Source organism: Bacillus sp. WP8, from assembly GCF_000800825.1.
Lineage (GTDB): Bacteria > Bacillota > Bacilli > Bacillales > Bacillaceae > Bacillus > Bacillus safensis.
On record NZ_CP010075.1, the window covers coordinates 1,558,945 to 1,580,723 of the forward strand.

Genomic DNA, 21,779 nt, shown 5'->3' on the forward strand with positions numbered 1-21,779 from the left:
TCAAACAGAACTTACGAAATAGGAGAGTTGTCCAATGAGTCAATTTGTAAATGTGATCGGAGCCGGTTTAGCTGGAAGTGAAGCTGCATGGCAAATCGCTAAACGAGGAATTAAAGTCAATTTATACGAAATGAGACCTGTGAAACAAACGCCGGCTCACCACACAGATAAATTTGCGGAGCTTGTATGCAGCAACTCACTGCGTGCGAACGCTTTGACGAATGCAGTAGGTGTATTAAAGGAAGAAATGCGTCATTTAGATTCAGCCATTATCGCAGCAGCAGATGAAAGCTCAGTTCCTGCAGGCGGCGCGCTTGCAGTAGACCGTCATGAATTTGCAGCAAACGTGACAGATCGCGTGAAAAATCATCCGAATGTTACGGTCTTTCAAGAAGAAGTGCAAAGCATTCCAGAAGGTCCGACAATTATCGCGACTGGCCCGCTGACATCAGAAGCACTTTCAAAAGAATTAAAATCGTTAACAGGAGAAGAATATCTCTATTTCTACGATGCAGCGGCACCTATTCTAGAGAAAGATAGCATTGATATGGATAAGGTGTATTTGAAATCACGCTATGACAAAGGGGAAGCCGCATATTTAAACTGTCCAATGACAGAAGAAGAATTCGATCGTTTTTATGAGGCGCTCATTTCTGCTGAAACTGTGCCATTAAAAGAATTTGAAAAAGAAATCTTCTTTGAAGGCTGTATGCCAATTGAAGTCATGGCGAAAAGAGGAAAGAAAACGATGCTGTTTGGCCCGATGAAGCCAGTAGGACTGGAAGATCCGAAAACAGGAAAAAGACCTTACGCTGTTGTTCAATTAAGACAGGATGATGCAGCAGGTACTTTATATAACATCGTTGGCTTCCAGACACATCTAAAGTGGGGCGATCAAAAGAAAGTATTCCGTTTGATTCCAGGCCTTGAAGAAGCAGAGATTGTTCGTTACGGGGTAATGCACCGTAATACATTTATTAACTCGCCAAGCCTTTTAAGACCGACTTATCAGTTTAAAAATAGAGATGATCTATTCTTTGCCGGACAAATGACAGGCGTTGAAGGGTATGTCGAGTCTGCAGCTTCCGGACTTGTGGCTGGCATTAACGCCGCTCGTTTTGTTAAAGGGGAAGAGCTTGTGACACTTCCTGAGGAAACGGCGATTGGCAGTATGGCTTATTACATCACGTCGACAAACAAGAAAAGCTTCCAGCCGATGAATGCGAATTTTGGTTTGCTGAAAGATCTAGGTGTTCGAATTAAAAACAAACAAGAACGTTATGCAGAGTACGCTAAGCGCGCAATCGAAACTATTCAAACTATTTCGAAATCTCTGTAGTAAAACATTGCACGGAAAGCAAGATATGTGATACCATTTAAAAGCCTTAAAGAGGTGTAAAAATGACGAATAAACAGCGTCTTGTCCACTTATTCATTGAATATCTGCAAATTGAAAAAAACTATTCAGCTTTAACGATCTCAGGATATACAGAAGCCATTGAAGAGTTTGTCAGATTTATGAACATTCAAGGAATAGACGGTTTTGAAGAGGTATCCTATCAAGATACGAGAATTTATTTAACAGAAGCTTATGAAAAAGGCCTGGCAAGAAGAACGATTAGTAAGAAAGTCTCTGCGCTTCGCAGCTTTTATAAATTTTTATTAAGAGAACAGCTTGTGAAAGAAAATCCTTTTTTACTCGTTAGCTTACCAAAACAGGATAAGCGGATTCCTTCATTTTTGTATGAGGAGGAACTAAAAGAGCTTTTTACAGTTTCTGATGTCAGCACACCGCTTGGGCAAAGAAATCAAGCCATTTTAGAACTTCTTTATGCAACAGGTATGAGGGTCAGTGAGTTATGTTCATTAAAAGAATCTGATCTTGATTTATCGATGGATACAGTGCTTGTTCATGGGAAAGGCAGCAAGCAGCGGTATGTTCCTTTCGGGTCATATGCTCATGAAGCGCTCATTACTTATTTAGAGGATGGAAGGCAGAAGCTGAAATCTAAGGGGAAAGACCGCGCTGATGCACATGTGTTTTTGAATCAGCGCGGGGCGCCTCTTACAGACCGAGGTGTTCGATTCATTCTCACTGAATTAATGAAAAAGGCGTCAGGTACATTACATATCCATCCTCACATGTTAAGGCACACCTTTGCCACGCATCTCTTAAACGAGGGGGCGGATTTGAGAAGTGTTCAAGAACTTCTCGGTCATTCAAATTTATCATCTACACAGGTGTACACGCATGTATCAAAAGATTCTTTAAGAAACACGTACATGTCTCATCACCCAAGGGCTTTTAAACGATCCTAAAAGGAGGTTTTTTCATGTCATCATTTCATGCAACAACCATCTTTGCCGTTCAACATAAAGGAAAAAGTGCAATGGCTGGCGACGGTCAAGTCACTTTCGGGCAGGCTGTCGTGATGAAACACACAGCAAAAAAAGTGCGCCGTCTTTTCGGAGGCAAGGTGCTTGCAGGTTTTGCAGGTTCAGTAGCAGATGCGTTTACACTCTTTGAAAAGTTTGAAACAAAGCTTGAAGAATATGGTGGCAACTTAAAGCGGGCAGCCGTAGAACTAGCGAAGGAATGGCGAAGTGACAAGATGCTAAGGCAGCTTGAGGCCATGCTCATCGTCATGAACAAAGAGAGCATCCTGCTCGTCTCTGGAACTGGAGAGGTCATTGAACCAGATGATGGGATTTTGGCCATTGGCTCAGGCGGCAACTATGCCCTTAGCGCAGGGAGAGCACTCAAAACCCATGCAGGTGATCATCTCTCAGCGAGAGAAATTGCAAAGGCCGCTCTTGAAACGGCCGGAGAAATCTGTGTCTACACGAACGATCAAATCACTTTAGAAGAGCTTGAATAGAAAGGACATGAGACGTATGGAGAAAAAGCCGTTCACCCCAAGAGAGATAGTTGAAAAGCTTGATCAATATATCATTGGTCAGCTTGATGCGAAAAAAGCAGTGGCGGTGGCTTTAAGAAACCGTTACAGAAGAAGTCTTTTACATGATAAGCTAAAGGATGAAGTCGTTCCTAAAAATATTTTAATGATCGGCCCTACAGGTGTGGGGAAAACAGAAATTGCCCGAAGAATTGCTCGAATTTCTGGTGCGCCTTTTATTAAAGTGGAAGCGACGAAATTTACTGAAGTGGGTTATGTTGGCCGTGACGTAGAGTCAATGGTGAGAGATTTAGTTGAAACAGCGATTAGACTCGTCAAAGAAGAAAAAATGAAAGATGTTCAAGATGAAGCAGAAAAACAAGCAAATAAACGTCTTGTTCATTTACTTGTTCCTGGTAAGAAAAAAAGCCAGTCTGTAAAAAATCCTTTTGAGATGCTGTTTGGCGGTTCAGATGAAGATGACCGTGATCGAGATCATTCAAATGAAGAAGTGGAACTCGAATCGACAAGAAAGCGAATTGCTCATCAGCTGGCGATGGGAGAACTTGAAGATCATTACGTCACGATCGAAGTAGAAGAACAGCAGCCTTCCATGTTTGATATGCTTCAAGGCTCGGGTATGGAGCAAATGGGTATGAACATGCAGGATGCGCTCGGCAATCTCATGCCTAAAAAGAAAAAACGCAGAAAGCTGACTGTCAGAGAAGCAAGAAAGGCGTTAACGGCTGAGGAAGCTTCAAAACTGATTGATATGGATGAAGTCAGTCAGGAAGCGGTCTACAAAGCAGAGCAGCAAGGAATTATTTTTATCGATGAAATCGACAAAATCGCCAAAAGCGGCGGTGCATCATCTGCAGATGTTTCTCGTGAAGGGGTTCAGCGTGATATTTTACCGATTGTAGAAGGTTCAACTGTGATGACGAAATATGGTGCCGTTAAAACTGATCATGTGCTTTTTGTTGCAGCAGGTGCATTTCATATGGCAAAGCCATCAGATTTGATTCCCGAGCTTCAGGGGCGCTTCCCAATTCGTGTAGAATTAGATAAATTAAGTATAGAAGACTTTGTGAAAATCTTAACGGAACCAGATAATGCATTATTAAAGCAATATAAAGCTTTACTTGAAACAGAAGGTATATCTCTTGAATTTTCTGACGATGCTATTCATAAGATTGCCGAAGTGGCTTATCATGTCAATCAGGAGACAGATAACATCGGTGCAAGAAGGCTTCATACCATACTTGAGAAGCTGCTTGAAGAGCTTTCATTTGAGGCGCCTGATATTACGATGGAGACAGTGACCATTACCCCTCAGTATGTCGAAGAGAAGCTAGGAAAGATTGCAAATAACAAAGATTTAAGTCAATTTATACTTTAACAAATGAATAAAGTAATCTAGGAGGATCATTATTATGGCGTTACTACAAAAAACAAGGATTATTAACTCAATGCTGCAAGATGCAGCGGGGAAACCAGTTAATTTCAAAGAAATGGCGGAAACACTGAGAGATGTCATTGATTCAAACATTTTCGTATTAAGCAGAAGGGGAAAGCTTCTTGGTTACTCCATTAATCAACAGATCGAAAATGCACGTATGAAAAAAATGCTTGAAGATCGTCAGTTCCCTGAAGAATATACAAAGAGTCTATTCAATGTCCCAGAAACGTCTTCAAACCTTGATATTAACAGTGAATATACAGCTTTCCCGATTGAGAACCGTGACTTATTCCAATCAGGTTTAACAACAATTGTTCCAATTATCGGCGGAGGAGATCGTTTAGGTACGTTAATCCTGTCCCGCTTACAAGATACATTCACAGATGATGATTTAATTCTTGCTGAATACGGGGCAACAGTTGTTGGAATGGAGATTCTTCGCGAGAAAGCAGAGGAAATCGAAGAAGAAGCAAGAAGTAAAGCGGTTGTCCAAATGGCGATTAGCTCTCTATCATACAGTGAGCTTGAAGCGATTGAGCACATTTTTGAAGAGCTTGATGGAAACGAAGGTCTTCTTGTCGCAAGTAAAATTGCAGACCGTGTAGGGATCACTCGTTCAGTGATCGTAAACGCATTACGTAAGTTAGAAAGTGCAGGCGTAATCGAATCTCGTTCTCTTGGAATGAAGGGAACGTACATCAAAGTGTTAAACAACAAATTTTTAATTGAACTCGAAAATTTAAAATCTCATTAATCAAAAACCCTTTTTAGCCGAAATAAATGCTGAAAAGGGTTTTTTTATGTGAAAAAATGAGGATTTGTCCGAAAAATGTCACTCTTTTTTCCAAGAAACCCCTTACAAATCTGTAGTGCTTTGAATCTAGGCCTTTATACCTATTCGTAAAATAGATATATATTACGAGTTTTTTTTACATATACATCATAGACTTTAATCCTATTATTTCTTACAATGAACATATGGTTTTACAAATCTCGACATGATTAAATGGAATGAAATACATATGATTGGAGGTATATGGTTTTGGATATATTTTCTGGAACGATAAGCAACCTTGAGAATGCCTTGGGTAGAGCGAATGTTAAGCAAAAAGTCATAAGCAATAATATCGCGAATATAGACACACCGAACTACAAGTCGAAAAACGTCGCATTCCATGACATGCTAAATGACGCATCGAACAAATTAGATGCTAAAAAAACATACCAAGGTCACATTGATTTTTCAAAAACAGGGTCTAATTATTCAGTTGTTTCTAGCAACCGTACTTCATATCAAGAAAACGGAAATAATGTCGATATTGATCAAGAGATGAGTGAACTCGCTAAAAACCAAATTCAGTATAATGCTTTGGTGGAAAGAATGAGCGGGAAATTTAATTCTCTTAAAACAGTTTTGACAGGAGGTAAGTGATGTCGATTTTTTCAGGAGTGAACGCTTCGGCCTCAGCATTAACGGCACAGAGGCTCAGAATGGACGTTGTATCCTCAAACCTTGCAAATATGGATACAACAAGAGCTAAACAGGTTGATGGCAACTGGGAGCCTTATAGACGTAAACTTGTCACATTACAGCCGTCAGGTGAATCATTTTCATCTATATTGAACTCAAGTATGAATTCGAGCGGCAAATTAGGAAACGGCGTCAAAGTAACAAAGATTACAGAAGACGAAACTCCATTCAACCTTCAATATGATCCTACAAATCCCGATGCCAATGAAAATGGATATGTTCAAACACCAAATGTCGATCCATTAAAAGAAATGGTCGACCTCATCAGCAGCTCAAGATCATATGAAGCGAACGTGACTGCTCTAAATGCGAACAAAAGCATGCTGATGAAAGCTTTAGAAATAGGAAAGTAAGGTGAAAAGAATTGGTTAATGCAATATCTCCTTTCCAGCTTCAAACCGCTCAGCAAGCAAGTGAATTGACGAATGCATCGTCCTTGCAGGCGGCTGCACCTAAAAGTCAAACGAATTTCTCTGATGTGCTGAAGAATTCCATTGAGGCATTAAATCAATCACAGCTGAAATCAGACCAGTATACAAATGCGCTTGCACAAGGAAAAGATGTCAATCTCGATGAAGTCATGATTGCCTCGCAGAAAGCGAGTGTCACACTCACAGCTGCGACAGAGTTTCGAAATAAAGCAGTCGAAGCGTACCAAGAGATTATGAGAATGCAGATGTAGGAGGTGCTGGTGGACAAAAAAAGACTGAATGGAATGACCGGGGGTTAAGATGAATCGTACTTTAATGCAATTAAGAACAAAAACAGTTGAGTTTTGGCGAAATCGATCAAAATTACAAAAAATACTCATGATTGGCGGCGTTGCTGCCCTAGCAATCATTATTACGGTTGTTAGCATCTTTGCTTCTTCTGAAAAAATGGTTCCGCTCTTTAGAGACTTGTCTGAGGCAGAAGCTGGACAAATCAAACAGGAACTAGATGGCAAAAACGTTAAATCGGAACTTGCAAACAATGGAACAACGATTCTCGTTCCAGAAAAGCAAGCAGACTCTTTAAAAGTAACACTCGCATCTGAAGGGCTTCCTAAGACAGGCAACATTGATTATTCCTTCTTTGCAAACAATTCAGGCTTCGGTTTAACAGATAATGAATTTGATGTTCTGAAAGTAGACGCAACTCAGACAGAACTATCCAATCTGATCAACACAATTGATGGGATTAAAGATTCAAAAGTGATGATTAACCTGCCAAAAGATTCCGTTTTTGTTGGAGAAGAGCAAAGTAATGCATCAGCATCCATTGTGCTGCAAGTTGAGCCTGGCTACACGCTTACGCCGCAGCAAGTAAAAGGCCTTTATCATCTTATTTCAAAAAGTGTGCCGAATTTAAAAACAGAAAACATTGTCATTATGGACCAAGATTCCAACTACTACGACTTAAACACCAGTTCCGATTCTTATGCAAGTGGAATGGATGCACAGCAGCAGAAAAAAGAGGAAATCGAAAAGAATCTTCAAAGAAAAATTCAGCAGCTGCTCGGAACAATGATGGGTCAAGATAAAGTGGCTGTATCGGTCACAACAGACATTGATTTTACTGAAGAAAAAAGAAAAGAAGACCTTGTAGAACCTGTTGATAAAGAAAACATGCAGGGGATTGCTGTCAGCGCTGAAAAGATTGCTGAAACATATTCAGGCAATGGAGCAGCAGCTGGAGGCACCGCTGGAACAGGTGACGATGATGTCACAAATTATCAAGGTGCCGATGGAGCGAATGGAAGCGGAGATTACGAGAAGAGTGAAGATCGTATCAATTATGAAGTCAACCGCATTCATAAAGATATCAAAGAAAGCCCTTATAAAATTAGAGATGTTGGCATTCAAGCGTTGGTCGAACCACCAACTGCAAACGATGCAAACTCTTTAACAGCTGAAAGACAAGATGATATCAAAAAGATTCTTTCAACGATCATTAGCACATCGATTGATAAAGAATACACAAATGGTCAAGCGCTCACTCAAGCAGACTTAGATAACAAAATCGTTTTATCAGTATCAAAATTAGACGGTAAACAGCAAACTGCGGCAGATAACCCTTCAAATAATATTCCAATCTGGGTTTATATTGTAGGCGGTGTGCTCCTACTTGCAATTATCGCTCTTATCATTCTTCTTGTACGTAAGCGTAGAAGAGATGAGGAAGAAGAGTTTGAGTTTGATGAACGTACACCAATCGATGTTCCTGATATCGACACTGAACCAGAAACAGAAGAAATGGTGAGAAAAAATCAGCTTGAAAAAATGGCAAAAGAAAAACCAGAAGACTTTGCTAAATTGCTACGCAGCTGGCTGTCCGAGGATTAGGAGGAATACACATGTCGAGAAAAGATCCAAATCGACTAACAGGCAGACAAAAAGCAGCAATCCTAATGATTTCCTTAGGGCTAGACGTGTCAGCATCTGTATACAAACATCTGTCTGAAGACGAAATAGAAAAATTAACATTAGAAATTTCCAATGTACGAAGTGTAGATACTGCTAAAAAAGATGAAATCATCGAAGAGTTTCACAGCATTGCCATCGCGCAGGACTACATATCGCAGGGTGGTCTTATGTACGCAAGACAAGTGCTTGAAAAAGCGCTTGGTGAGGACAAAGCGGACAGCATCTTAAACCGGTTAACATCCTCTCTTCAAGTAAAACCATTTGATTTTGCTCGAAAGGCTGAACCAGAACAAATTTTAAACTTTATCCAGCATGAGCATCCACAAACGATTGCGCTCATCCTTTCCTACCTGGATCCAGTGCAGGCTGGGCAAATTTTATCTGAATTAGGCGAGGAAGTACAAACTGAGGTTGCAAGACGTATTGCCTTAATGGACCGCACATCTCCAGAGATCATCAATGAGGTGGAACGCATTCTTGAACAAAAGCTGTCTTCAACCTTTACGCAGGACTACACGCAAACAGGCGGAGTCGAAGCGGTTGTGGAAGTGCTAAATGGTGTAGACCGTGCTACGGAGAAGACCATTTTAGACACACTTGAAATTCAAGATCCTGAACTTGCTGATGAAATTAAGAAACGTATGTTTGTCTTTGAAGATATTGTCACTCTTGACAGCAGAGCGATTCAGCGCGTCATCAGAGATGTTGAAAATGATGACTTATTGCTCGCACTCAAAGTGGCAAGCGAAGAGGTCAAAGAAATTGTCTTCCGCAACATGTCACAGCGGATGGTCGAAACATTCAAAGAAGAAATGGAGTTTATGGGGCCTGTCCGGCTTAGAGATGTCGAGGAAGCACAAACCCGTATTGTCAGCATCGTAAGACGACTTGAGGAAGCTGGAGAAATCGTCATAGCTCGAGGCGGAGGAGACGATATCATTGTCTAGGATTATCAAACATGAAACATCTGTTATTCCTGAACAAGGACGGCAAACGATTCCTTTACAGCAAGTGGAGTTTAAAAGAGAACATCACGAAGAAGAGCTTGTCAATGAAACCGAAGCATCGCAGCTTGTACTTAGTGATGCAGAAGATCAGGCGAGCCGCATCTTAGACCAAGCAAACAGTGAGCTGGAAAAAACAATGGCTGAAATCAATCAGCGCAGAACTGATTTTGAAGAAGAAAGAATACAGCTCATTGAAGAAGCGAAACAAGCAGGTTATCAAGACGGCTTTCAAAAGGGCGAAGCAGATGCAAATTTGCAGTACCAAGCTATTCTTGATCAAGCAAATGACATCGCCGGTCTTGCAAGGCAGGACTACGAAGAAAAAATTGAAAGCTCTGCTGAGCAAATTGTGGAACTTGCTTTTGAACTCGCTAAACGCGTTTGGAATGCAGCTGAGGAGACGAAAGATCAATTTTTGGCTCTTGTGAAGCAGGTCATTTCAGAAGTGAAAGAATATGACGATATTTCCATCTATGTTGACCCTGAACATTACGAGCATGTGATGGAATATAAAGACGAATTGATTAGAATCCTTCAAAAGGATACACATCTTGCCATTTACTCGGATGAAAAAGCGCCAAAAGGAACTTGTTACGTAGAAACAAGTTTTGGAAAAGTGGAAGCGAGTGTTGATACCCAATTGAATCAGCTGAAAGAAAAATTATTAGAAGTCATTGATTCAGGTGATCACAAATGAAAATGGATGTGTTAAAAGAAACGATTGAAACCGCTGATCCTTATAAACGATTTGGAAAAGTCAACCGAGTGGTTGGGCTCATGATTGAATCTAAGGGGCCGGAGAGTTCGATCGGTGACGTGTGTCTCATTCATAAAAAAGGGAGCAAGCACCATCCGATAAAAGCAGAGGTCGTAGGGTTTAGAGATGAAAACATTCTGCTCATGCCTTATGTAGAAGCATCCAATATTTCACCAGGAAGTCTTGTGGAAGCGACGGGTGAGTCGCTGAAGGTCAAAGTAGGGACTGGATTAATAGGTGAAGTCGTTGATGCCTTCGGTGATCCGCTTGATGGCAGTATGCTTCCAAAGGGACTTGCACCTGTTTCGACAGATCAATCACCCCCAAATCCGATGGACAGACCGCCTATTCGAGAAAAGATGGGTGTCGGCGTTAGAGTCATTGATAGTTTGCTCACAGTTGGCACTGGTCAAAGGATCGGGATTTTTGCCGGAAGTGGTGTTGGAAAAAGTACCTTAATGGGGATGATTGCAAAGCAGACAGAAGCAGACCTCAATGTCATTGCCCTTGTTGGAGAGCGTGGCCGTGAAGTTCGTGAGTTTATTGAAAAGGATTTAGGTGCTGAAGGACTGAAGCGATCAATTGTTGTCGTCGCAACTTCTGACCAGCCTGCACTGACGAGACTGAAAGCTGCCTATACTGCAACAGCCATTGCGGAATATTTCAGAGACAGAGGCAAAAATGTCATGTTCATGATGGATTCTGTTACGAGGGTTGCCATGGCGCAAAGGGAAATAGGTCTTGCAACTGGCGAGCCGCCAACAACAAAAGGATATACACCATCAGTGTTCGCTATACTGCCAAAATTGCTCGAACGAACTGGAACAAATCAGCTTGGTTCGATCACAGCGTTTTACACAGTTCTTGTTGATGGGGACGATATGAATGAACCGATCGCTGATACAGTGAGGGGGATCCTGGATGGCCACATTGTCCTTGATCGTGCTTTAGCCAACAAAGGACAATTTCCCGCTGTTAATATTTTGAAAAGTATCAGCCGTGTCATGAGCAATATCGCAAGTCATGATCACAAGGAAGCGGCTAACCGGTTCCGCCAGCTTTTATCCACTTATCAAAACGCTGAAGACCTCATTAATATAGGAGCATATAAAAAAGGCTCCTCCAAAGATATTGATGAGGCCATGCAGGCTTACCCTCATCTGATTTCATTTTTAAAGCAGGATGTAGAAGAGGCTGTATCTATTGAAGACAGTGTGAGTTTATTGCTCAGTTTGATGAATAGAGAGGATTGACAAAAACAGTGAGATATCAATACAAATTTCAAAAGCTCTTAGAACTGAAAGAAAGTGAAAAAGACAAGTCACTTGCAGCGTACCAACAATCCGTTTCGGCATTTGAGCAAGTCGCTGAAAAACTCTATGAAAATATGAGTAAAAAAGAGCTAATGGAAAAAAGCAAAGAAGAAAAGCTGAGAAGTGGAATGAGTGTTCAAGAAATGCGTCATTACCAGCAATTTGTGACCAACTTAGATAACACCATTCAGCATTATCAGCAGCTTGTGATCATGAAACGTCATCAAATGAATGAAAAACAATCTGATTTAACTGAAAAAAACATTGAGTTTAAAAAGTTTGAAAAAATGAAAGAAAAGCAATTTGAAAAGTTTTCCCTTGAACATAAGGCAATTGAAATGAAAGAAATGGATGATATCTCTATCAGCCAATTCATGTTTCAAGGACATTAGGAGTCGAGATGAATGCCTAAGAAGGAAAAAACAAAGGAATCAGGCGGCGGGAAATTTCAATGGATCTTGTTTATTGTCATCATCCCATTGATTGTGCTTGTGATTGTCACTGGCACGATCCTTTATATGGCAGGTTTTGATCTAAAAAAACCGCTCCAAAACATTCCGGTGATCAGCAGCTTAGTTGGTTCAGATGACACCTCAAAAACGTCATCTTCACCTAATGATCAAAGCGATGCAGAGTTGAAAGAACTGAAAAAGACTATTAAAGAGCAAAAAAATGAGCTCGAAATTGCACAAAAAGATTTGAAAACAAGTGATGAAGAGATTAAAAGACTGAATCAAAAAATCAACTCACTTGAAAAAACATCTGCAAATGATGCAAAGAATACGTCAGCCAATGACAGTTCATCGAATAACAGCTCATCAAATAATACGTCAGGTAATAACTCGGCAGCGGAGTCCTCTGATGCAGCGGCATCCTCTAATCAGCAGACAAAAGGAAAGATCGCCAGCATTTATGAAAGCATGGACCCAGGGAAATCCGCCAAAATTTTATCAGAACTAAGTGATAAAGAGGCATTAAAAATCCTTGAAGAGCTGAGCAAAAATAAACTGACAGACATATTAGCAAAACTGACACCTCAGAAGGCAGCAACGTTTACAAAAGAGCTTGCCAAAAAAGAAGAACGTGAAAATGGGGGTGGACAATAAGTGAAGCTATTGGATATTGCAGCCTTACAGCAATCTTCTCAAGGTCTCTCGGGACTAAAGGGAGGCGGCGCGGCAACTGCCAGCGGTTTGTTTAAACAATTACTTAGCGGAGCAGGCGCCCAAAGCGGTCCTGTTGATGCTGAGACAGCCGCTGCTGCCTCTCTTTCTATCAATGATGCGATGCAGATCATTGAAAAATGGATGCAATCACCTGAAGAAGGAATGAGCGCAGATCTACTAAGTGCGCTTCAAACACTACAAGGTCAAACACTTGAAGCAACTGATCTCAAGTCACTTGAAGAATTATTTCAAAAAATGGAATCTTCCATTTACGGTGATCAAGCTGAAAAGCCAGGTTCTGAACATAGTGAACAGCTCATACAAGTCCACTTTTTCATCTATCAATTGCTTAATCAACAGCCGCTCAGCTTTGATGCGAAACTTGTGCAGGATATTGAAGGAAAAGGTCAAGACTTCATCGACTTTCTTTCGAAAAACGGGGTAGATGAGAAACTCGTTCAGCAAGTAAAAGAGCAGTTCTTTTCGCAGGGTTCAGCACCAAAGCTGAATTCGATGACTCAAAGTGAGCTAAAGCACTTTAATCAGTTAATCGATCATATGATGGCGAGTGCGAAAGGATCTGACAAAGAGTGGAAAATTTCACTAGGAGAGTTGAAGGAACTGGTCTCTCCAAAACAAGAATCTACTCTCGCTTCTCCGGCAAAAGGGAATGCATCTCTTGAGTGGCTCATCAAAAAAGAAGTCGTTAAAGGACAAAGCACTGCTGCGCCAGCTTCTGAAAAAATAATGACCCACTCGCTTCTGCCAGGTCATAAGCAGTTTTTCCACCTGCAGTCAGCGGCTCCTGTTCAGCAGACACAAACGACGGATGAAAAGCCAGGAACAGTTGATCAGCAAATTCTAAACACGTGGAAGCAAATGAAATTCACGCCGTTTGGCAATTCAAGCGGACGGTTTACCGTTCGATTAAATCCTGAAAATCTTGGATTTATTACCATTCAGCTAACGAAACAAAACGGTATGTATGCGAGTAAAATTACTGCCTCGACGCAAGCAGCAAAAGAGCTGTTAGAGCATCACCTTCCGCAGCTCAAGCAGGCGCTTCCGAATATGTCGGTTCAAGTGGACCGTTTCCATATACCGCTTCAATCAAATGAGCAGCCGTTATTTGGACAGTTTAGTGAAGAAAACAAGCAGCAGCAGCCAAAAGGACAGAATTTCCAGCAGACTGATGAACAGGAAGCAGAATTCCAAGATGTCCTAGATGCTCTTGTTGGGTCAGATGAAGAAGAGGAGGAGATCTAATGGCAACAGTTGATGCTACGAATAGAACAGCCGCACAAACAGACACTTCTTCAAAAGCAGAAAAGAAAACAGATACGCTCGGCAAAGATCAATTCTTGAAAATTTTGCTCACACAGCTTCAAAACCAAGATCCGACAAACCCACTTGATGACCGTGAGTTTGTCACGCAGCTTGCCACTTTTTCATCTTTAGAACAGCAAACCAATATGAACGATTCGATCACCAAGCTGAATCAGCTCATGTCTACATTTGTTGCACACCAAGATCCGTTTACGACGTATGTAGGCTGGATTGGTAAAGAAGTATCGGGCAAGCTGGATGATAAAGAGATATCGGGCACTGTGAAGTCTGTTAAAAACATAGACAATGAATACTTGCTTATTTTGGAAGATGGAACGAAAATCAGCCCTTGGGACGTTACAGCAGTTGGAGAAAAAACGAAGTAATTCGAGGAGGAAAATAAATGTTACGCTCACTTTACTCAGGAATTAGCGGAATGAAAAACTTCCAAACAAAATTAGATGTGGTAGCCAATAACGTAGCCAACGTCAATACACACGGATACAAAAAAAGCCGTATCACGTTTAAAGATATGGTCAGTCAAACCATTTCAAGCTCAGGTGGACCGACGAACAATTCTGGTTCGATCAACTCAAAACAAGTTGGTTTAGGATCATCTTTATCTTCTATTGATAAAATCATGAAACCAGGCTCTTCTCAAAATACAGACGAACCATATGATTTCTATATTAATGGAGATGGATTTTTCCGTATTCAAAAGCAAGGTGAAATCCTATTTACAAGAACAGGGAACTTCAAACCTGATTCAAATGGGGATTTGGCAACACCTGATGGAAACTATCTACTTGGCATGGATGGACAAAGAATCAACATTCCAAGCGACAATGTGTCAAGTGTCAGTGTTGGGCCAGATGGGACCGTTTCTGTTGTTGAGAACAACGTTTCTCGTACTGTTGGGCAAATATCACTTGTGTCATTCAGTAATGCAGGAGGATTAGATAAGATTGGGGATAACCTATATCGCCAAACGCTCAGTTCCGGTGCACCAAGTAATGCCATCGCTCCTGGAACTCAAGGAACAGGTGAACTTCAAACAGGGAAACTTGAAATGTCAAACGTTGATTTAACAGACGAGTTTACCGAAATGATTATCGCGCAGCGCGGATTCCAATCGAATGCAAAGACGATCACAACTTCTGATGAAATTCTGCAAGAGCTTGTGAATCTGAAACGATAGGAGGTAGGGGGAGCGGATGATCGCTTCTCTGCTTAATATGATTGAAGTGACAAGATTAAATGGCAAAGGATTTATGCTGAACGCTCTCCATATCGAGCAAATCGAAAGTTTTCCAGACACGACCATTACTTTGGCCAATGGAAAGAAATTCGTTGTGAAAGAAGATGAAGAGCAGCTTCAAGAGAAAATCATTTCTTTCTACAGAAAAATCCAAGTCATTTCATTGAATCAAGGAATAGAGGAATTTGAATGAAGAAGAAATTAGTCGTAGTAATGCTAATCATGATTATTGCCATCGTCGGAATTGGAGCAGGCATCTTTTTTCTGCTGAATGGGTCAGACGAAGCAAAAGCTGAAAAAGAGCCAACAGCAGATGAAGTCGTAAAAGCTTCTGTTGAAATTCCTGAGATTATCACCAATTTAAAATCTGAAGGAAATGCTGTCAAACTTGTCCTGAATATTGAAACGGACTCTGAAAAGGCAAAATCAGAGCTTGAGAAAAGAAGTTTCCAAGTAAAAGATGCTGTAATCGACATTTTATCAGACACGAATGCAGATGAACTTGATGGCAAAAAAGGCAGAGAACATTTTAAAACACAAGTCAAAAACAAAGTGAATAACTATTTGCAAGATGGCAAGGTGAAAGAAGTATATATAACCTCCTTTAATCTGCAATAGAGGCGATTAATTAACGCGACGGAGGTGAAGAAATGTCAGGAGAAGTGCTTTCCCAGAATGAGATCGACGCATTATTATCCGCCATCTCAACAGGCGAAATGGATGCAGAAGAGCTGAAAAAAGAAGAAACGACGAAAAAAGTGAAAGTGTATGACTTTAAACGTGCACTGCGCTTTTCAAAAGACCAGATTCGAAGTTTAACAAGGATTCATGATAACTTCGCTAGACTGCTCACCACGCATTTTTCAGCGCAGCTAAGATCATATATTCAAATTACTGTCAGCTCGGTTGACCAAGTACCATACGAAGAATTTATTCGTTCGATTCCTAATATGACATTATTAAACTTATTTTATGTCAGCCCGCTTGAAGGAAGAATCATGCTTGAAGTGAACCCAACAATCGGCTATGCGATGATGGACAGGCTGATGGGCGGGATTGGCATTAGTCATAATAAGACAGAATCACTTACAGAAATTGAAACAAAGATTATCTCAAACATGTTTGAGGGAGCTTTGGAAAATTACAGAGAAGCGTGGCAGTCCATAACCGACATCGAGCCTGAAATGGCAGATTTCGAGGTAAATCCCCAGTTTGTTCAAATGGTGTCACCAAACGAAACAGTTGTCGTCATTTCTCTTAATACACAGATTGGCGAGGTAAGCGGGGTTATTAACCTATGTATTCCTCACGTTGTATTAGAGCCTATTATTCCGAAGCTGTCTGTACACTACTGGATGCAGTCTGAACGAAATGAACCAAAACAGCAAGAGACAAAGGCCATTGAAAAACGGATTATGAAGGCAAAAATACCGGTAGTCGCAGAGCTGGGACAATCGGAAATGACGGTGGAAGAGTTTTTGAATTTGGAAATTGGTGATTGTATTGCCTTGGACAAACCAGTAAATGCGCCTCTTACTGTTATGGTCGGAAATAAACCGAAATTCTTGGGACAGGCCGGCCGCGTGAATCGGAAACAGGCGATTCAAATTCTAGATCACGACATAAGAGGTGAAGAAGATGGAGAATAACGGAAGTAAATTATCACAAGACGAAATCGATGCGCTCCTTAAAGGAGGCAGCAATGATGATATAGAGCCTGATACAATCCTTTCTGCAATGGAGCAAGATGCCATTGGAGAAATCGGTAATATTTCATTTGGCAGCTCTGCAACAGCACTTTCAACCCTATTAAATCAAAAAGTGGAGATTACAACTCCAACGGTTACAGTGATTCAAAAAAGTAAGCTGAATGAGGAATTTCCTCATCCGTATGTCGCTATTGAAGTGAATTATACAGAGGGCTTCAGCGCAAGTAACCTGCTTGTTATCCAGCAAACAGATGCAGCAGTCATTGCGGACTTAATGATGGGCGGAGACGGGACAAATGCTGACCCTTCTTTAAGCGAAATTCATTTAAGTGCAGTGCAAGAAGCGATGAACCAAATGATGGGCTCTGCTGCGACGTCTATGTCGACAGTCTTTAATAAAAAGATTGATATTTCTCCGCCGCGCGTCGAATTACTTGATGTGAAAGAAGGAGAAGGGACAGACCGAATTCCAGCTGAAGAAATGCTTGTCAAAGTATCCTTCAGATTAACAATAGGTGAACTGATCGATTCAAATATTATGCAGCTTTATCCTATTACATTTGCGAAGGATTTAATCGCAGAATTAACAGTCCCTGCGCAAGAAGAAGAGCCTGTTCAAGAAGCTCAAGTGAGCACACCTGAACCTCAGCCGGCAGCAACGCAAACGCAGTCTGCCCCAGCGCAGCAAGCAGCACCGCCGAAAAGACAGGCGAAGCCGGCAGCACCTGTAAATGTGGCGCCAGTCGAATTTGAAGCGTTCAGTGAGCCTCAGCATACAACAAGCCAGCTTGGAAATCTTGATATGCTGATGGACATTCCCCTTTCTATTACGGTGGAACTTGGAAGAACTCAGCGCAGTGTGAAAGAAGTTCTTGAGCTTTCAGCTGGAAGTATCATTGAACTGGACAAACTTGCTGGTGAGCCAGTAGACATTCTAGTTAACAAACGAATCGTCGCCAAAGGGGAAGTCGTTGTCATTGATGAGAACTTTGGTGTTCGTGTGACTGACATTCTAAGCCAGTCAGAAAGACTTTCTAATTTAAAATAAACAAACATACAGGGAGAGAATAAGTAAATGGCTACTAAGGTATTAATCGTAGATGATGCAGCATTCATGAGAATGATGATCAAGGATATTCTTGTAAAAAACGGATTTGATGTAGTAGGAGAAGCAGAAAACGGCGCACAAGCAGTTGAAAAATACAAAGAAACATCTCCTGATCTTGTCACAATGGATATCACAATGCCAGAAATGGACGGAATCACTGCACTAAAAGAAATTAAACAAATCGATGCTTCTGCAAAAATCATCATGTGTTCTGCAATGGGACAGCAGTCAATGGTTATTGACGCGATCCAAGCAGGCGCAAAAGACTTTATCGTGAAGCCATTCCAGGCAGACCGTGTACTTGAAGCAATTAATAAAACGTTAGGCTAAAAAAGGGTGTAAGATTTGTTGAAAAAACGTTTGATATGTATAGCAATGATCAGTTTTATGCTTTTCTTGACGATGCAGCCTGCCTCACTGTTTGCTGAAACGAAAGATCCTGAGAATGGCACAGTGAATGACTGGCTCAAAGATGAGAAAGAAAGCAAAAAGGATACAGAGAAGAAAACCACTGACAATCAAACGAATCCGGCAGAAGAAGTTCCCTCTTCTTCTGTCTCCATTATGGATTTTGTCAAAATGATTGGTGCCTTACTATTTGTCATCCTGCTTATTTATGGATTGGTGAGATTTGTTGGTAAGCAAAACCGCTTACTCAAACCATTTCGCTATGTTGAAAATATTGGCGGAACGACAGTCGGACAAAACCGTTCAGTCCAGCTGATCAAGGTGGGCAAACGAGTATTAGTTGTCGGCGTAGCAGATTCAATCCAGCTGCTAAAAGAAATTGATGATGAACAAGAATGTGAAGCAATCGTAAAACAATATGAAGAAGCGATGGAGAGTAAGACCGATTTACCAAAAATGGTTCAAAAATTCACCTCGCAGGTAAAGAAACATGATCAGCCGACCACTTCTTCTTTTTCAGCCAATTTAAAGGCGCAGCTAGCCGAATTGAAAAAGACCCAATCAGAAGTCAGAAAGAAAGGCCCGAAACAAAATGAATGAGTTTATCGATTTATTTAATTCCAGCGGTGCAGGAAATATTAGCACATCTGTCCGTCTTCTATTACTTTTAACTGTATTTTCGGTTGCACCGGGCATTCTCATTTTAATGACGTGTTTTACACGGATTGTGATTGTTCTTTCATTTGTCAGAACATCACTTGCAACCAACTCAATGCCGCCAAACCAAGTGCTTGTTGGACTTGCTTTGTTTCTCACATTTTTTATCATGGCACCCACGTTCTCACAGATTAATAAAGAGGCGCTCACGCCGCTTTTAAATGATGACATCACGTTAAATCAGGCATATGAAAAAGCCGAAGTGCCTATTAAAGAGTTTATGAGTAAACATACAAGACAGAAAGATTTGGCTTTATTTCTTAGCTACGCAAAAATGGATACACCTGAATCGATTAAAGATATTCCATTAACGGCGATGGTTCCCGCTTTTGCCATCTCAGAATTAAAGACGGCATTTCAAATTGGTTTTATGATCTTTATTCCATTTTTAATTATTGACATGGTGGTCGCAAGTGTTCTGATGTCAATGGGGATGATGATGCTTCCGCCGGTTATGATATCACTCCCTTTCAAAATATTGTTATTTGTTTTAGTCGATGGATGGTATTTGATAGTTAAATCTTTGCTGCAAAGCTTTTAGAGTAGGTGCTTAAAACATGAGTTCAGAATTTGTCATTACGATGGCTGAAAGATCAGTGTATGTAGTATTGCTTGTGAGTGGGCCGCTTCTAGCGCTCGCACTCATTGTGGGACTGATTGTCAGTGTGTTTCAGGCGACAACCCAAATTCAAGAACAGACGCTTGCGTTTATTCCTAAGATTGTTGCAGTACTCATTGGACTCGTTGTGTTTGGTCCATGGATGCTTTCAACAATCGTGTCCTTTACGACAGAGCTGTTCTCAAATTTAGATCGATTTGCAGGTTAACCAGCGATGTCAATCATAGAATTATTCCCTGCTTTTCTTTTAGTTTTTATTCGGATCACCGCTTTTTTTGTGACAGTACCGCTTTTAGCGCATAGAACGATCCCAGCTGTTCACAGAGTTGGATTCTCGCTATTTTTAGCTGTCATTAGTTTTAGCACCATAAAAGAACCGCCATCACTTGACATCGACGGTCTTTATATGATGCTTGCGGTGAAAGAAGCAATGGTCGGTCTGCTGCTTGGGCTGATTGCATACATCATGGTGTCCGCTGTTCAAATTGCCGGCTCATTCATTGATTTTCAAATGGGTTTTGCGATTGCCAATATTATCGATCCGCAAACAGGGGCGCAGACGCCGCTGATGGGACAGTTTTTTTATACGGTCACATTGCTGTTGATGCTGGCAACAAACGCACATCACCTGCTGCTTGATGGAATCTATTACAGCTTTCAATACATTGCAGTTGATCAATACGCGCTGAATTTCGGCAGTGAATCCTTTGCTTACTTTATCGCAAAGAGCTTCAACCAAATGTTTATCATTGCCTTTCAAATCTCGGCACCTGTAGTGGCAAGTCTGTTTTTAGTCGATTTGGCACTGGGGATTGTGGCACGTACAGTTCCGCAAATGAACGTATTTGTGGTTGGACTTCCTATTAAAATGGGTGTGAGTTTTATTATGATCATCATCTGTATGGGCGTCATCTTCGGTGTTGTCCAAAATACATTTGAAACGATTGTACTCACCATGAGGAATTTCTTAGCATTGGTCGGTGGTTCGTCATGATGACAAGGCTTAGACTAGACTTGCAATTTTTCGCAGGTGAAAAAACAGAAAAAGCAACGCCGAAAAAAAGACGGGATTCACGTAAAAAAGGACAGGTTGCCAAAAGTACCGACGTCAATACAGCCATCTCATTTCTATTAATCTTTTTATCATTCTTTTTTATTGGGCCTTTTATGAAAGAGCGGATTATCGCGCTCATTGAACGTTTTTATTCAACAACCATGCTAATGAAGGTTAGCACATCTAATATTCATCAATTATTCTTGGAATTGCTTCAAGAAACAGGGATCCTCCTTATGCCAATCCTTGGTGTTGGTATGCTGGCAGGCGTTCTCAGTAACTATTTACAAGTCGGCTTTCTCTTTTCGACAGAAGTAATTCAACCGAAATTAGAAAAGCTTGACCCAATCAAAGGATTTAAACGAATATACAGTATTCGAGCCCTCGTAGAGCTATTAAAATCTATTTTGAAAATTGGCTTTGTTGGCTTTGCGACATTTATTGCTCTTTGGATGCACTTTGATGAAATTCTGCGGCTTCCTTTATTAACAGCAGAGGAAACCCTTCATTTCGTCGCAAATATGACCTTGATTATGGGGCTGTATGCTGCTGGTGCTCTTCTGATCTTGGCAGGGCTTGATTATATGTATCAGAAATTTGATTATGAAAAAAACTTGCGGATGTCCAAACAAGACATCAAAGATGAGTATAAAAAATCAGAGGGTGACCCGCTTATCAAATCAAAGATTAAACAGCGTCAGCGGGAAATGGCCATGAGACGGATGATGCAGGAAGTCCCAAAAGCGGACGTCATCATTACAAACCCAACCCACTATGCCATTGCTTTAAAGTATGACGAAGAAAAAATGGACGCGCCCTATGTTGTAGCAAAGGGAACGGATATTTTGGCTTTGAAAATTAGAACGATTGCGAAAGAACATGATGTCATGACTGTAGAGAACAGGCCGCTTGCCCGTGCGCTCTATGATCAGGTCGACATCGACCAAGCGGTGCCAGAAGAATACTTTAAGGCCATCGCAGAAATTTTAGCTTACGTCTATAAAACGAAACAAAAGATTTTATGAATTTTTGGTTTTAAAAGGAG

At 41.0% G+C, this 21,779-nt stretch carries 27 protein-coding genes; all 27 read left to right on the forward strand.

Annotated elements, in window-relative coordinates; translation table 11 throughout:
- Nucleotides 1-34: 34 nt before the first annotated feature.
- The 27 genes from trmFO to flhB all read left to right on the forward strand — a co-directional run bounded on the left by trmFO (nucleotide 35) and on the right by flhB (nucleotide 21,759).
- Nucleotides 35-1,339, forward strand: a complete 1,305-nt coding sequence (gene trmFO / locus QR42_RS07715; RefSeq protein ID WP_039178506.1) for an FADH(2)-oxidizing methylenetetrahydrofolate--tRNA-(uracil(54)-C(5))-methyltransferase TrmFO — start codon at nucleotides 35-37, stop codon at nucleotides 1,337-1,339.
- A 62-nt stretch (nucleotides 1,340-1,401) separates the two neighbouring features.
- Entirely contained in the window at nucleotides 1,402-2,319 is a 918-nt protein-coding gene (gene xerC / locus QR42_RS07720; RefSeq protein ID WP_039178508.1) for a tyrosine recombinase XerC, read from the forward strand.
- 14 nt (nucleotides 2,320-2,333) lie between these two features.
- A complete protein-coding gene (gene hslV / locus QR42_RS07725) occupies nucleotides 2,334-2,879 on the forward strand; it encodes an ATP-dependent protease subunit HslV (RefSeq protein ID WP_024424181.1) in 546 nt (181 codons plus the stop codon).
- A 16-nt stretch (nucleotides 2,880-2,895) separates the two neighbouring features.
- On the forward strand, nucleotides 2,896-4,296 hold the full coding sequence (gene hslU / locus QR42_RS07730; protein WP_039178511.1) for an ATP-dependent protease ATPase subunit HslU: 1,401 nt from the start codon (nucleotides 2,896-2,898) through the stop codon (nucleotides 4,294-4,296).
- A 34-nt stretch (nucleotides 4,297-4,330) separates the two neighbouring features.
- A complete protein-coding gene (gene codY, locus QR42_RS07735; RefSeq protein ID WP_007499612.1) occupies nucleotides 4,331-5,110 on the forward strand; it encodes a GTP-sensing pleiotropic transcriptional regulator CodY in 780 nt (259 codons plus the stop codon).
- A gap of 288 nt (nucleotides 5,111-5,398) precedes the next feature.
- Nucleotides 5,399-5,788, forward strand: a complete 390-nt coding sequence (flgB, locus tag QR42_RS07740; protein ID WP_039178512.1) for a flagellar basal body rod protein FlgB — start codon at nucleotides 5,399-5,401, stop codon at nucleotides 5,786-5,788.
- Entirely contained in the window at nucleotides 5,788-6,240 is a 453-nt protein-coding gene (gene flgC, locus QR42_RS07745) for a flagellar basal body rod protein FlgC (RefSeq protein ID WP_024424179.1), read from the forward strand. The genes flgB and flgC overlap by 1 nt, the downstream gene beginning before the upstream one ends.
- A gap of 11 nt (nucleotides 6,241-6,251) precedes the next feature.
- Entirely contained in the window at nucleotides 6,252-6,569 is a 318-nt protein-coding gene (fliE, locus tag QR42_RS07750) for a flagellar hook-basal body complex protein FliE (RefSeq protein ID WP_039178515.1), read from the forward strand.
- A 49-nt stretch (nucleotides 6,570-6,618) separates the two neighbouring features.
- The gene (gene fliF / locus QR42_RS07755) at nucleotides 6,619-8,211 is read left to right on the forward strand and encodes a flagellar basal-body MS-ring/collar protein FliF (protein WP_039178517.1); all 1,593 of its coding nucleotides are present in this window, start codon (nucleotides 6,619-6,621) and stop codon (nucleotides 8,209-8,211) included.
- A gap of 11 nt (nucleotides 8,212-8,222) precedes the next feature.
- Nucleotides 8,223-9,239: a flagellar motor switch protein FliG gene (fliG, locus tag QR42_RS07760; protein ID WP_039178520.1), complete on the forward strand. Its 1,017-nt coding sequence runs from the start codon at nucleotides 8,223-8,225 to the stop codon at nucleotides 9,237-9,239.
- A complete protein-coding gene (fliH, locus tag QR42_RS07765) occupies nucleotides 9,232-9,996 on the forward strand; it encodes a flagellar assembly protein FliH (protein WP_039178522.1) in 765 nt (254 codons plus the stop codon). The genes fliG and fliH overlap by 8 nt, the downstream gene beginning before the upstream one ends.
- Entirely contained in the window at nucleotides 9,993-11,309 is a 1,317-nt protein-coding gene (fliI, locus tag QR42_RS07770; RefSeq protein WP_024424174.1) for a flagellar protein export ATPase FliI, read from the forward strand. Before fliH ends, fliI begins: the two co-directional genes overlap by 4 nt.
- Before the next feature lie 8 nt (nucleotides 11,310-11,317).
- Nucleotides 11,318-11,761, forward strand: a complete 444-nt coding sequence (fliJ, locus tag QR42_RS07775) for a flagellar export protein FliJ (RefSeq protein WP_024424173.1) — start codon at nucleotides 11,318-11,320, stop codon at nucleotides 11,759-11,761.
- 12 nt (nucleotides 11,762-11,773) lie between these two features.
- On the forward strand, nucleotides 11,774-12,475 hold the full coding sequence (locus QR42_RS07780) for a MotE family protein (protein ID WP_039178526.1): 702 nt from the start codon (nucleotides 11,774-11,776) through the stop codon (nucleotides 12,473-12,475).
- On the forward strand, nucleotides 12,476-13,801 hold the full coding sequence (fliK, locus tag QR42_RS07785) for a flagellar hook-length control protein FliK (protein ID WP_039178529.1): 1,326 nt from the start codon (nucleotides 12,476-12,478) through the stop codon (nucleotides 13,799-13,801).
- Entirely contained in the window at nucleotides 13,801-14,247 is a 447-nt protein-coding gene (flgD, locus tag QR42_RS07790; protein ID WP_039178531.1) for a flagellar hook assembly protein FlgD, read from the forward strand. Before fliK ends, flgD begins: the two co-directional genes overlap by 1 nt.
- A gap of 17 nt (nucleotides 14,248-14,264) precedes the next feature.
- Nucleotides 14,265-15,059 carry a flagellar basal body rod protein FlgG gene (gene flgG / locus QR42_RS07795; protein WP_039178534.1) on the forward strand — a complete coding sequence of 265 codons (795 nt, stop codon included), beginning with the start codon at nucleotides 14,265-14,267 and terminating at the stop codon, nucleotides 15,057-15,059.
- A gap of 37 nt (nucleotides 15,060-15,096) precedes the next feature.
- On the forward strand, nucleotides 15,097-15,312 hold the full coding sequence (locus QR42_RS07800) for a swarming motility protein SwrD (RefSeq protein WP_008344794.1): 216 nt from the start codon (nucleotides 15,097-15,099) through the stop codon (nucleotides 15,310-15,312).
- Nucleotides 15,309-15,737 carry a flagellar basal body-associated protein FliL gene (gene fliL, locus QR42_RS07805; RefSeq protein WP_024424168.1) on the forward strand — a complete coding sequence of 143 codons (429 nt, stop codon included), beginning with the start codon at nucleotides 15,309-15,311 and terminating at the stop codon, nucleotides 15,735-15,737. Before QR42_RS07800 ends, fliL begins: the two co-directional genes overlap by 4 nt.
- Nucleotides 15,738-15,769: 32 nt before the next feature.
- Complete coding sequence (fliM, locus tag QR42_RS07810; RefSeq protein ID WP_024424167.1) at nucleotides 15,770-16,768, forward strand: flagellar motor switch protein FliM; 999 nt, start codon at nucleotides 15,770-15,772, stop codon at nucleotides 16,766-16,768.
- On the forward strand, nucleotides 16,758-17,876 hold the full coding sequence (gene fliY, locus QR42_RS07815; RefSeq protein ID WP_039178540.1) for a flagellar motor switch phosphatase FliY: 1,119 nt from the start codon (nucleotides 16,758-16,760) through the stop codon (nucleotides 17,874-17,876). Before fliM ends, fliY begins: the two co-directional genes overlap by 11 nt.
- Before the next feature lie 27 nt (nucleotides 17,877-17,903).
- Nucleotides 17,904-18,266, forward strand: a complete 363-nt coding sequence (locus QR42_RS07820; protein WP_007499584.1) for a chemotaxis protein CheY — start codon at nucleotides 17,904-17,906, stop codon at nucleotides 18,264-18,266.
- 18 nt (nucleotides 18,267-18,284) lie between these two features.
- A complete protein-coding gene (fliZ, locus tag QR42_RS07825; protein ID WP_039178546.1) occupies nucleotides 18,285-18,944 on the forward strand; it encodes a flagella biosynthesis regulatory protein FliZ in 660 nt (219 codons plus the stop codon).
- Complete coding sequence (gene fliP, locus QR42_RS07830; RefSeq protein ID WP_008354479.1) at nucleotides 18,937-19,602, forward strand: flagellar type III secretion system pore protein FliP; 666 nt, start codon at nucleotides 18,937-18,939, stop codon at nucleotides 19,600-19,602. Before fliZ ends, fliP begins: the two co-directional genes overlap by 8 nt.
- Nucleotides 19,603-19,618: 16 nt before the next feature.
- Complete coding sequence (fliQ, locus tag QR42_RS07835; RefSeq protein WP_003211206.1) at nucleotides 19,619-19,888, forward strand: flagellar biosynthesis protein FliQ; 270 nt, start codon at nucleotides 19,619-19,621, stop codon at nucleotides 19,886-19,888.
- Between the two features lie 6 nt (nucleotides 19,889-19,894).
- Nucleotides 19,895-20,674 carry a flagellar biosynthetic protein FliR gene (fliR, locus tag QR42_RS07840; RefSeq protein WP_039178551.1) on the forward strand — a complete coding sequence of 260 codons (780 nt, stop codon included), beginning with the start codon at nucleotides 19,895-19,897 and terminating at the stop codon, nucleotides 20,672-20,674.
- Nucleotides 20,671-21,759 carry a flagellar biosynthesis protein FlhB gene (gene flhB, locus QR42_RS07845; RefSeq protein ID WP_039178554.1) on the forward strand — a complete coding sequence of 363 codons (1,089 nt, stop codon included), beginning with the start codon at nucleotides 20,671-20,673 and terminating at the stop codon, nucleotides 21,757-21,759. The genes fliR and flhB overlap by 4 nt, the downstream gene beginning before the upstream one ends.
- Nucleotides 21,760-21,779 lie beyond the last annotated feature (20 nt).